Origin of the sequence: Maribacter sp. BPC-D8 (assembly GCF_035207705.1) — a bacterium.
Lineage (GTDB): Bacteria > Bacteroidota > Bacteroidia > Flavobacteriales > Flavobacteriaceae > Maribacter.
This window is the reverse complement of the sequence record NZ_CP128187.1, coordinates 1,948,787-1,962,443: the sequence shown is the minus strand read 5'-3', so window position 1 is coordinate 1,962,443 and position 13,657 is coordinate 1,948,787. Positions and strand designations below refer to the sequence as shown.

General features: G+C 37.2%; 5 protein-coding genes. 3 read left to right on the top strand and 2 right to left on the bottom strand.

The genetic code is table 11. The annotated features are described in order from the left end of the window. Window positions 1-4: 4 nt before the first annotated feature. Entirely contained in the window at window positions 5-1,933 is a 1,929-nt protein-coding gene (nagB, locus tag QSV08_RS08735; protein WP_324028009.1) for a glucosamine-6-phosphate deaminase, read from the bottom strand. A 203-nt stretch (window positions 1,934-2,136) separates the two neighbouring features. Between nagB and QSV08_RS08730 the strand changes: the two genes are divergently transcribed. After that, entirely contained in the window at window positions 2,137-2,886 is a 750-nt protein-coding gene (locus QSV08_RS08730) for a DeoR/GlpR family DNA-binding transcription regulator (protein ID WP_324028008.1), read from the top strand. Between the two features lie 4 nt (window positions 2,887-2,890). After that, a complete protein-coding gene (gene murQ / locus QSV08_RS08725; RefSeq protein ID WP_324028007.1) occupies window positions 2,891-3,703 on the top strand; it encodes an N-acetylmuramic acid 6-phosphate etherase in 813 nt (270 codons plus the stop codon). A gap of 91 nt (window positions 3,704-3,794) precedes the next feature. On the opposite strand, the gene QSV08_RS08720 is transcribed toward murQ, so the two are convergent. Further along, the gene (locus QSV08_RS08720) at window positions 3,795-4,916 is read right to left on the bottom strand and encodes a PQQ-dependent sugar dehydrogenase (protein WP_324028006.1); all 1,122 of its coding nucleotides are present in this window, start codon (window positions 4,914-4,916) and stop codon (window positions 3,795-3,797) included. A gap of 127 nt (window positions 4,917-5,043) precedes the next feature. Between QSV08_RS08720 and QSV08_RS08715 the strand changes: the two genes are divergently transcribed. Beyond that, window positions 5,044-13,611, top strand: a complete 8,568-nt coding sequence (locus QSV08_RS08715; protein ID WP_324028005.1) for a T9SS type B sorting domain-containing protein — start codon at window positions 5,044-5,046, stop codon at window positions 13,609-13,611. The last annotated feature ends 46 nt before the right edge of the window (window positions 13,612-13,657 follow it).

The window sequence follows — 13,657 nt, the reverse complement described above, 5'->3', positions numbered from 1 at the left end:
GTTGTTAGTTGAATTTATGTCTTACAAAGGCTTCCATTGCTGCGTATGATGATAAGCCCATTGCTTTGTATTTATTAGCGGTATCGCGGTTTCTTTCTTCTGCGCGCATCCAGAATTCTCTAGAGTCGTCACCTTGAAACATTACGCCGTCTTTTTGAGACTGGTGGCAGAAAATAGCATATCGCTTTTTCAATACTTGCCCCGGACTCATTGGTACTGCCATTTCAATTTCATTAATATCCCACTCATGCCAAGCGCCTCTGTACAACCAAACCCAGCAATCTTTCATAAATGATTCTGATTTCAATTCTTCGCACGCTGCAAATACTGCATCTAAACACACCTTATGTGTACCATGCGGATCGGCTAAATCGCCAGCGGCATAAATTTGATGAGGTTTTATCTGTTTGATAATATCAACAACAATCTTAATATCTTCTTCAGATAAGTTTTTCTTTTTTATAGTACCTGTTTCATAAAACGGAAGATCTAAAAAATGTACGTTTTTATCATCAAGTCCCATATACCTGGTTGCGGCATAAGATTCTCCTCTTCTTATTTTTCCCTTTAAATTTCTAACTTCTGGAGCATCAATTCGAGTTTCGTTTTTATCTGCTATAGACTTAATAATATTTTTAGCCTCATCAGACGGATTAATCTGCATAGCTATTTCAGCATATTTTCTAGCATCGGTATCTGAAACTGCAATGTTACCTGAAGTTTGATATACAATATGTACATCATGCCCTTGTTCAACTAACCTGTCAAAAGTGCCGCCCATAGAAATAACATCATCATCTGGGTGCGGACTAAATATGATAACTCGCTTTTTAGCCGGTGTAGCACGTTCTGGTCTGTGGGTGTCATCAGCATTAGGTTTTCCGCCTGGCCAACCGGTAATGGTATGTTGTAATTTATTGAACATTTCAATATTAAGATCATAAGAATCATCTAAGGCTAAAAGATCAGCCATACCGTTATCATTATAATCTTTATCGGTTAAACTTAAAATAGTTTTACCTGTAGTTTCACAAAGCCAAACCATGGCTTTTGCTTTTAACTCCTCGTTCCATTCGCAAGAATCTACTAACCAAGGTGTTTTATTTCTAGTTAATTGGCTACCTGCACCAGTATCTAAAACAAAAGTACAATTGTCATGTTCTTGTAAGTAGGTTGCTGGTACATGCGATGAAATATCACCTTCAATGGTCTTTTTTATAATACCCGCTTTGTTTTCACCCCAGCCCAATAAAACAATTCTCTTGGCTTTTCTTACCGTGGCAATCCCCATGGTAATTGCTTTTCTAGGTACATTGGCTATTCCTAAAAAAGAAGGTGCTGCATCTACGCGAGTTATATGATCTAAAGTAATTACCCGTGTTCCAGAATTAAAATGTGATCCTGGCTCATTGAAGCCAACATGCCCTGTTCTACCAATACCTAATAATTGAAAGTCTAAACCGCCATGTTCTTTAATTTTGCGGTCATAGCTTAAGCAATATGCTGTAGTTTCTTCATTACTTACGGTACCGTCAGGAATATGAATATTCTTTTCAGGTATATCTACATGATTAAAAAGATGCTCATGCATGAAATAGAAATAACTCTGTATGTTATTCGGCTCCATCGGTAAGTATTCATCTAAGTTAAAGGTGATAACATTTTTAAAGCTTAAACCTTCTTCTTTATGCATACGAACCAATTCTTCATAAACCCGTATTGGTGAAGAACCAGTTGCTAAACCTAAAACACAATTTCTCTTTTGCCCTTGTCTCTTTTTTATTAAAGCAGCAATTTCATGAGCTACTACTATCGAAGCTTCATTGGAGTCTTCGAAAATGACATTATGTATTTTTTCGAATCGTGTTTCTTCAAACTGACCTATAGGCTTGTGTGAGATGTCGATTTTAGAATTTTTAACGGTTGTTTTCATGAGGTAGTGGTAGATTTTTGGATTTTTAAATCATGCAAATATATGCGTTATTTTTATTCGATGCAGTTTTTTGCAAGAAATAATGCCGTATTGTGCCGTTAATTAATCTTAATTTTATGTTACACTAGCATTAACGTCATAAAACGGCATGTGGTAAAAATCATTATCTTTGACATATTCATAAGTAATAAAGTTGCTATTACATGCTAAAAGAAGAACGTCAGCAAACCATTTTAAGTGAGGTTGATCTACACAATAGAATACTTATAACAGATATTGCCGAGGCATTAGACGTGTCTATAGATACTATTAGACGTGACGTCAAAGAGCTTGACGCGGAGAATAAACTGCGTAAGGTTCATGGTGGTGCAATCTCTATGGGTTACATGACCAATAGTGCGAGAAATACCAATATATATAAGATAGAAGATAAAGCAGCGATTGCTACCAAGGCAGTTAGTATGTTGCGAGATGGTGCCGTTATTTTTTTAGATGGTGGTACTACCTGTATGGAACTTGCCAGAATTATACCTGAGAATTTAAACCTTACTTGTTTTACAATCAGTTTGCCGGTGGCTATGGAATTGTCTCATAAGGCAAATATTAATGTGATTTCTATCGGCGGACAAATTTCTAAGGAAGCACAGATTGCTATTGGCGCAAATGCCATTCATCATATTTCTGAAATACGGTTCGATTATAGTTTTATAGGTACAGGATATGTTGATGCTACCTACGGATTAACAGAATTTGATTGGGATATTGTTCAAATCAAAAAAGCGGTAATTAAAGCTTCAAAGAAAACGGTCTTATTGTCTATCTCTGAAAAACTGAATTCTCAGCATCGCTATAAAACATGTGACATCAATAGTATAAATACGATGATTACAGAATTAAAGCCTGATGACGAATTGCTTAAGGCTTTTAGAAACCACGATATAAAAATTATTTAATTATATGGATTACAAAAAAATTACCGAGACTCCGTCGAACCACGACAATTTAGAGTTGATGGATACCACTACTATTCTTCAAAAAATGAATGAGGAGGATAAGAAAATTGCCGATGCCGTAGAAAAAACGATTCCGCAAGTAACAAAACTTGTAGATGCCTTAACCGAAAGATTTAATAAGGGAGGAAGGTTGTTTTATATCGGTGCTGGTACTAGTGGTAGGTTAGGCATTTTAGATGCTTCTGAAATTCCGCCAACTTTTGGTATCCCACATGAGCGTGTAGTTGGTTTAATTGCTGGTGGTGATACAGCCATTAGAAAAGCAGTTGAAAATGCAGAAGATGCAACTAAGCAGGCTTGGTTAGATTTGAAGGAACATGATATTAATACCAATGACGTAGTTGTAGGTATAGCTGCTTCTGGTAGTACACCATATGTAATTGGCGGATTAGAAGATGCTAAGAAAAACGGTATCCTCACGGCAGCAATTACAAATAACCCTGGTGCACCGATTGCTAGAATTGCAGATATTCCTATTGAAATAAATGTAGGTCCAGAATTTCTTACCGGTAGTACGAGAATGAAAAGTGGTACGTCTCAAAAACTGGTTTTAAATATGATATCTACTGCTTTAATGATTAAAATAGGTAGAGTTAAAGGGAATAAGATGGTAAATATGCAATTAAGCAACGATAAGTTGGTTGATCGCGGAACTCGTTACATTATGGAAGGGCTAAATATTGAATACGCCGCAGCTGAAGCATTGTTGAAAGAACATGGCTCTGTAAAGCTAGCAATTGATGCCGGTAGGGGGTAAGTAGCTCTTCTAATTTTTATGTTAGCATAAAAAAGGTCTGTAATCATATTTGATTACAGACCTTTTTTGATTTTGTGAGCTTGCTATTATGCTACTTTTTCGGAATTAGTTTATAGATTCCTTTTCCTTCAACGGCTACATAAATAAGTCCATCAGGACCTTGTTTTACAGCACGTACTCTACCTAAACCGTCCATTAATTTTTCACGGGTGGTTACTTTGTTTCCTTCCATTACTAATCTTTCTAAATATTGAAAAGCTAAAGATCCTACTAAAAGACTCCCTTTCCAATTTTTGTATTTATCCGTAGTTACAAACTCCATTCCGCTAGGGGCAATAGAAGGTACCCAATAATGAATAGGTTGCTCCATGCCGCTCATCTCTGTTTTATCGGTAATGGGAGTGCCGCCATAATTGATTCCGTAAGTAACTAAAGGCCATCCATAATTAGCTCCTTTTTTAATAATATTTATTTCATCACCACCTCTTGGTCCGTGTTCGTTATCCCAAATTTCTCCTGTAATAGGGTGCTTAATCAACCCTTGCGGATTTCGGTGTCCGTAACTGTAAATGGCAGTCTTCGCACCTTTTTCACTTATAAACGGATTGTCTTTTGGTATACGCCCATCGTCATGTAAACGGTAAATTTTACCACCATCTCTTTTAATGTCTTGTGGGTTGATATCTCTGTCGCCACGCTCACCAATAGAAAAGTAGATATACCCCTCGTTGTCAAAAGCAATTCTAGATCCAAAATGTTGACCTTTTGTAGTATTTGGTACTGCCTTATAAAGCACTTGTTTTTCGGTCAAAGAATTGTTCTTCAATTTTGCTCTCATCAATGCGGTATGTCCGCCTTTTTCTTGGCCGTCTGTTGATGCGTAAGTGAGGTAGATCCATCCGTTTTCTTTGTACTTAGGGTGAAGGGCAATATCTAATAATCCGCCTTGACCTCTGTTGTAAACTTCAGGAGTATTGTTAATTATTGTTTTTTTTCCATTGGTAAAATGAATCAATTTGCCTTCTTTTTCAGTGATTAAAATACTATTGTCAGGAAGGAAGGTAAACCCCCATGGAATCTGTACCTCATCGACGAACAGCTCAGTTGTAAAAACAGACTCTTTTGGTGTACTTACTTTGTTATCAGTGTTTTGTGCACAAGAAAAATTTAGCGATACAACGAATAAAAGATTGATTATAATACTATTTTTCATATACAAGCGTTAGAATTATGTTAGAGAACACATGATTATTTAAAAGATAAAATATAAGTATAAAAATTACACCAAAGAACTAATTAGATCCCAAATCAACTTTGTTCTTAAAAACGAATCTTAACCTATGCTTCCAAAACAACAGCGGTATGCGCTGTATGTACTTTTTCTGATTGTTCTTTCAGTAATTGGTACTACGGCTTTAGCCAACTCTAAAGTAACTACTTTATACGAAGAGGTGGCTCATGTAATCGAAAAAGCTGTTTCGATTTCTACCAACAACCAATCGACCTTAGAAAAGAAAGTTCAAGTTGAACGAAAGTCTAACTTAGCTACTTCGGCAATGTTTGCTACACCTATAATAGGCGCAGACAATACGGTCACTTGTAATGATAACGGATTTACAATTGCACGTTTTAATCTATGTGGCGATTTTGATGATCGTATCATAAGTTTGTCTGGCGGACCTTATAGCTCAGTTTCTTGGCAAGTATTGGGCGGTTCATGTACTGCAAATGTTAATGTTGAATGCCCTAACACGACAGATACTTGTTATACTGAAGTCGGAACAGGACAAACATTTAGTTTAGATGCCAGTTCAGTACCGGCTACTTCAGGTGCCGAATATAGAGTGGAAGTTAATGGTCAACCATATTACTTTAAAGTAAAGAAAAGTACCATTACGCAAACATATGTAAAACAAGATTATATCTGTGGTGTAGATGGTAGAATACAGATTACCAATCTATCTAGTGCTTACGAATTTAGTATTAATGGTGGTACTTCTTGGCAAGGCGCTATATTTTCTAATTTAACACCAGGTACCTATAATATTCTAGCTAGATTAAAGAATACAGCTAATACATGTGAATATCCTTATGAGCCTATTGTAATAGAGGAAAAGGAAATCGAAATAACTGCAACTTTTACAGATGCGTTATGTAGTGGAGATACCGGTAGTATTACCGTTACTGCTTCTAACGTTCCAGGACCTTATAAGTATACCTTATTAAATTCTAGTGGTGTTGCTCAAGAATTTACTGCTTTTATAGCAACCAACCCTTATACTTTTTCTGCGGTAGGTTTTGGTACATATACGGTACAGGTAGAGACACAACAATGTACAGGTGATCCTTTAAACGGTATTACTGCTCCAAGACAAGATGTAGATACTAGTGGAAACCCTTTAACTATAGGTGCTGGAGCTTCTGCTTTAGATGCTTCGACTGAGGTAAATAGTAGTTTTGGGTGTTCAGATATTTCTAGTGTAGATATTACTTTGAATACAACGGGTGGTTCTGCTCCTTATACCTTTACAGTTAATGGCGGCCCAATTCAACCTGCATTTGGCGATGCTGCTACAGATTCTGGTACTACAACATATACTGTAACTGCTGCAGGAACTTATGATTTTGTTATTGTCGATAGTAATAATTGTATTATAAATGCTTCTTCTGATGTTGAAGATTTATTGCCGCCAGATGTTACGGTTGCAGGTATTGATGGCACCTGTAGTAACGGTGGAGCAAAATTAGAGTTTACTATAAATAATGGTAGAGGTTATAATATTTCTTATAGAGAAAGTGCATCTGAAGTTTGGGTGAATACACCACAAATTTCAGTAGCGGCAGGTACTTATAATGATATTGAAGTAAGATACCAACAAGGTGCATTCGAATGTACTTTAGATTTACCTTCAGTAACGGTTGATACTGTTGGTTCATTAACAGGTAGTGCAACTAAAATTTCTGATGTTACTTGTACAGGAGCTGGAACTACTGGCGGGCAAATTGATTTTGTTGGTCCGTTTTCTGGTGGATCAGGTAGTGGATATGTTTTTAGTATTGATGGGGTTAATTTCTCTGCAATAACTTCTTATACTGATTTAGCTGCAGGTACTTATACTCCAATTATTAAAGATGCAGGTGGTTGTCGTTTAGATCTTACGGCAATTGACATTTTAGATGTAAATCCACCTACAAATTTAGATTTTGCACAAAGTAATATTAGCTGTGCGGCAGGTACATCTGATGTGCAGTTGACACCAACAAGTAACGCTGCAATTAATAGATATGAAATTATTAGTCCTGCTTATTTTGATAATGGAAATAACGATACGTTTACAGGTTTACTAACTTCTCAAGCATATATTTTTCAAATTACAGATGTTAACGGTTGTTCTTATACAGAAGGCTTTAGACCTGTAGAAATAAGTTCTATTCGTGTACGAGTAAAATCTGGCGGAGATTTAAGAGTTTGTAATGGAGAAATTGATGGTTCGGGTACTTTCATTATTGACGGATTCGCAAATAACTATACATATGACATTAACGGAGGATTATTCTCTGGTGGTCCACAAAGTGCAAATGAAGTAGTTTTACCATTATCTGGTGCAGGTACATATACAATTACGGTAACCGATGCTGATACAGGTTGTACAGATACTACATCTTTTGATATTAATGAAGCTCCGGTTTTAGAATTGGCAACGAGTACAGTTACAGATATGAGCTGTGCTAATGGAAATTTAGGAGCAGTAAGAGCAAACACAACTGGTGGTTGGGGTACAAATAGATATACCTTAACTCAGCCTGTAGGATCACCAATTGGTCCAAAATCTGGAAGCACCTTTAGTAATCTTTCTGCAGCGGGAACATATACATTAACTGTTGAAGATGCTGAGGGTTGTACAGATACATTCTCATTCGATTTAAACCCCATTGATGCGCCAAGTATAGCATTGGATGGCCCTTCTTCAGATTTCTGTTTCGTGGCAGGTATTGGCGCAACGGTAGCAGTTACTTCTACAGCAGGTACTGCGCTAATTGGTACACATCAATATAGAATAAACGGAGGTACACTTCAACCGACTGCAACTTTTGCGGGACTTTCGCCTGGTAATTATACGATTGAAGTTGTTGATGGTAATGACTGTTCAGATAGTCTTCCAATTACCATTGCACCTCAATTAAGAGTGAATACAAGTATCGTAGCTGAAATACCTTGTGGTGGAGCTAATGGTACAATAAGAGTAAGTGTCAACGGTGGGTATACTTCTGGTGCAGGAGCAAAGCAATATGAAGTTAGTTTTGATGGAGGAGCTACTTTTGGAGCAGCGGTACCATTAACTACTAATACTTTTGATTATGATACGGCGACTCCTGGAGATTATGTTTTCAGAATCACCGATAATAATACCACAAGCAGTGGTTGTGTAGCACAGTCTGTTTCGATTACCTTAAATCCACCTCAAAATATTGCAGCGGCAGCAGCGGTACCTAGAGCCGTAAGCTGTAGTTCAACGAATAATGGTTCTGTTACTATAACGCCAGATGCTACTAGCGGTGTGCCTCCATACGAAGTTAACTTTAATGGAATGGGATGGGCTTCAGAAACGGTATACTCCAACTTAACGGTGGGTACTTATTCATACTTGGTTAGAGATGCTAGAGGTTGTGAAACCCCAGCTGATACTTTCGATATAATATTAGATACAACTCCACCACCAGCAACTACGGTTTCTGAAGTACAAGCAGTTTGTGGTGGTAGTGGACCAGTTAGTGGTGGTATCAATATTGATGCTGTAACTGACGGAACCCCTGATTATACATTTATAATAGAGGACAATACAGGAGTAGAAATTACACGTGTAGAAAATCAAAGTGCTTTTCCAATACTAATTTTAGATCCACTTTTAGTAACGGGAGATTATACTGTTATTACTCTTGATGCTAATGGGTGTACAGATATTGATACTGTTTCTATTACTTCAAACGAAGTGGTGATTGCACCAATACCGCCACCAGTACCTGCAACTTGTGATGATACTACTTTTACGTATGCAGTTGCAGTAAGTGGAGGTTCTGGTTCATATCAAATAAGATTAATAGATCAACCAGGTTATTACGCTTTAAATAATACACCAGCGGTTAACGATCATACATTTAGTAATTCTGCAGATGGCATTCAATACGGTGTAGCTTATACTGTTGTTGTTTTAGATGTGGTTACGGGTTGTACTTATGAACAAGAGATTCCGCCAATTGAAGGACCGTCAACATTAGATGTAACCGCAAGTTCAACGCCTGGCGCTTGTGATATTAATAGAAATGGAGAGATTACTTATAATATAATTGGTTATACTGTTGGTGACAATTTAAGGATAGAATTAATAAATAACGAAGATGGTTTAACTACTATCTTACAAAATTCTGTAACAACTACAGGTTTACCTTATACTGATACGTATCCAGAATTACCAGGTAATTATCAAATATTGGTTACAAATTTAACCATAGCATGTACAGATGCCGCTCCGGTTACTATCGTTCAGAATTTACCAGATATTGATATTTTACAGGAAGTTCCTGCAAATTGTAATGCTTTTGGTCAAGTTACCGTACAGGGTAGAGGTGGTTCTGGTGGACCATATGAATTTGCCTTTATGGATTCAGGGATGCCGCCTTCAGGTTGGACTTCGGATACAACATTCTCGGCAGCTGATGGTACGTATGATGTTTATGTAAGAGATGCAAGTGGTTGTACTTCATTTGATATTGCTACCATTATTTCTTTAGATCCAGATTTACCAGTTCCTACATTTGCAGTAGTAAATCAATGTGATCCTACTTCAACTGCTTTTGATATTACGGTAAGAGTACCTAGTTCTGTTAACACCCCAAGATTTACTTTAGGTGGCGATGAGCAATTACCAACAATAAACGGTAGTTTTTGGGAATATACATATATAGTAAGTAGTCCTGGTGAATATGTAGTAGATGTAGTTGATGCGAATGGTTGTACTAGTGTAGATACTGCTACTGTTTATGATTTCTTATCCGCAACGGGTAGATTTTCAACTGATAGTACATGTAATGACGCAGATGGAGAAATTACCATTTCAACTACTGGTGGTAGTGGAGATTTTACTTATGAATTGACAGGTTCAGATTACAACTCTAGTTTAGTAGGTCCGATAACACAGACGAATGATCCAATATTTACAGGATTAACACCTGGTACTTATGAAGTATTAATTACGGATCGTATTGTGAACGATGGTTTTGGCTTCTGTGAAACAACGGTATCAAACATTATTTTAAATCAAGCTGCACAACCGGTAATTGTTTCAGAAGAAGCAATTGATATTAGCTGTAGAGATGAAAATGATGGTTCTATTGAGATAGTAGTTGGTCCTGCAAATGCGGCTGTTCCATTCACCTCTCAAGACACTCCAATTACATATATATTAAATGATGTTACTTCTGGAACTACAGAAGTAACTAGAAATAATACTGGTGCCTTTTCAGGGTTGCCTGCTGGTGATTATCAGGTACAGGTGGTAACGGCGCGTAACTGTGAGGTGTTATCTGCTGTACATACGATTACAAATCCTGATGCATTTAGTATTTCTGCTAGTGCTGCCGATTTTGCTTGTGAGCCAGGTGCTAATAGATATAGTTCAACAATTATTACAGTGACTGTTGATGATGCAGGTACTGTAGGTTCAGGGTATCAGTACAGTATTACCGGTTTTGAGAATTATCAACCTGGTAATACATTTGAAATTATAGATGATGGTTCTGCTCAAAATATTACGGTGTATGCTATAGACGGTAATGGTTGTCAAAGTACATTTGACGTTCCTACTATTAATCCGCCAACAGATGTAGTTCCAACAATTATTGATGTAGATATTTTAAACTGTAGAGATGACGAACGTGTACGTATACAAGTTATAGGTACAACTGATTTTACAGTAAATACGGTATCGGTTACTCCGGTAGCTGCAGTTACTAATACTTCAGGTAATAACTATGTTGATGTGTACTTATCTGATGTTGGTGATTATTTATTCGAAGTAACCGACAATACAGTGGGTTGTACATACCCAATGCCAGTGCATACGGTGAATACTCCAGAAACGCCAACGGTATTAATTAGCGAGGCAAAACCTGTTAGTTGTGCAGTGCCAGGCGATGATGGTGCGTTATTCATAACTGTAGGTAATTATACAGGAGAGTATGAGGTGTTTGTTTATGAAGCAACTGATGTAACTAGAACGACACTTTTAGCTTCTCAAACTTTTAATACAACTAACTATCCTGATGTAAATGGATTTGAGGCTAGAATAGATAATTTGCCAGGTGGTAACTTGATTGTTGATGTTGTTTCTGCAGATATTCCATTCTGTACTGGAACAAGTAATGTTACAAATATTAGAACTCCGAATGGGGAACTTCAAGTAACTGCAGAATCTATAGGTAATGTTAGTTGTACGAACGATACAGGTGAGATAATTGCTACTGGTACCGGTGGGTGGGATACTACTCCGTATGAATACAGGTTACTAATGAGTACAGATGGTGGTGCTTCATATACTACTGAGATAGCAGCATTCTCTAACAATAATGAATTTACAGGTTTGTCTTTCGGATTCTATGAAGTAGAAATTACAGATGTTGAGGGTTGTACAAATACGGTAGAGATAGAATTAGAAGAAGTTCCACAAATTCTTGCTGGTATTAGAGAGCCACAAACACTAGATTGCCCTAATGGTAACAATGCGGTGCTTGAAGCTTATGACACTACAACTGGTGACGCTATAACGGCTACTGCCGGTGCAAGTGGAGGTTTTGCTGGTGCAGGATACAACTATACTTTGTTATATTTAAGTGGTGATGATAACACGGCTATTGTGTCTGAAAGTGGATTACAGAATACACCTACATTCATTGGCGATAGTGGCGGTTATATTAGCGCTGGTTGGTATGCAATAGAAGTATCTTCTAGTTTCGGATGTTCATTTGTAACTGATGCTTACTATGTTGATCCACCACCACCAATTCAACCTGTTTTAGTTCAAATAAGAGTACCTGGTTGTGGAGGTGATGGTGAAATAAGATTGACAGTAGAGAATCCTGATCCTTTATTTACCTATGAGTATTTAAGAGTTGAAAATGGAGTAACCATTGGTACTTATATTCCAATGACAGGTACTTCCTTTAACGCAACAGGTGTACAGGGTATTACATATCAATATGATGTAAGAAAGGTTAATGCATCTGGTGCTTGTCCGGCAATACGTTCTAATGGTATTACCATGACAGATGCTTCTGATCTTGAATTTTTACCAAACTCTCCAGTAGATCCTATTTCTTGTGCATCTGAATTAGATGGTAGAATAGAGTCATTTGCAAGTGGTGGGGTAGGTAATAACTTGTTTACATTATATATAGGGCAACCTACAGATGGTTTTAATATTGGAACAGCAACTATATTCAGAGGTCCACAGGCTGAAGGTACTTTTGAAGGACTTCCTGAAGGAACAGAATATTGGGTTGGTGTTACAAGTGGTTTAACTTGTGAGGCTATAGATGGTCCGTTTGAAATTGTTAGACCTGATCCTATAATATTTGATGCAGTACCAATAAATGTATCTTGTAATGGTGAAGAAGACGGTTCGATTGCTATTTCTGTAAGTGCAGGTGGCGTAGGTTTAATTCAATTTGCAATTGCACCGAACTTTAATGAATTCTTTAGTGATTCTGATAATCCAGGTACGTATACTTTTGATGAGCTTGAAGCAGGTACTTATGAGATTTTAATAAAAGATGACAACGGTTGTTTTGAAAAAGATTTTATCACTGTTGAAGAGCCAGATGAGTTACAGATAATAAATATCGATACAACACCTGAGTTATGTATTGGTGCTAATAACGGTTCTGTTGTTTTTGACATAATAGGTGGTACTCCGTTCGACGATGTTACCGTAAACCCTACTCCGTATTTTGAGTACAAAATTGAAATGGTTGATCCAGTAGATGAATCAGGTACTGCAGTATTTGCTCCTTATACAGGTGCTATTACAGAAGATTTGCAAGGTGGAGCTTCTTATGTGATTTACGTTCAAGATGTTAATCTTTGTTCAGTATCAGAGTTGTTTACGATTACTATAGGAGTTGACTTAACGGCTGTACCACAAGTTCAATATGGCTGTGAAGGTATATTCCCAACTAGTACAACTACCATTCAATTAGAAAATAATAACTTATTGCCTGAGCTGATGTTTGCTCTTGACCCTATTGATCCTACAGATGCAATTACTGCAAACGCTACAGATCAGTATGTTTGGGGAGATTTACCTGCTGGTGATCACATCGTGTACATTTATCACGAAAATGGTTGTACCAATATGGTTGAGTTTAGTATAGATGGTTATGAGCCTTTAAGCCTGGTTGTTGATAAAACCGGACCTAATGAAGTTCTTGCAACTGCAGAAGGTGGTTACGGAGAATATGAGTTCTTTTTCAACGGACGATCTTTTGGCGAGGAAACAACATTTACTACCAATGAAAGCGGAATAGTTAATGTTCGTGTAAGAGATGCAAGAGGTTGTGAACTAGAATTAAGTGTACCGTTCGAATTTACGGGTATGTTAGAATTCCCTAATTTCTTTACTCCTGATGGAGATAACTTAAATGATATCTGGTCACCTAAGAATAGAGACCTTTTTGATGGTGTTGAGGTTCGAATTTATGACCGTTACGGTAGAGTAGTGGCTGTATTAGATGAAGTAAGTGGTTGGGACGGTACCTATGAAGGTAAAGAAGTGCCAACAGGAGATTATTGGTATGTAGTAAATGCCAATAGCGATTCGCTTAAGTATGTAGGTCACTTTACTTTATACCGATAAATAAAAGAGAGAACATAGATTTAAAAAGGAGGATGCATTGTGCATC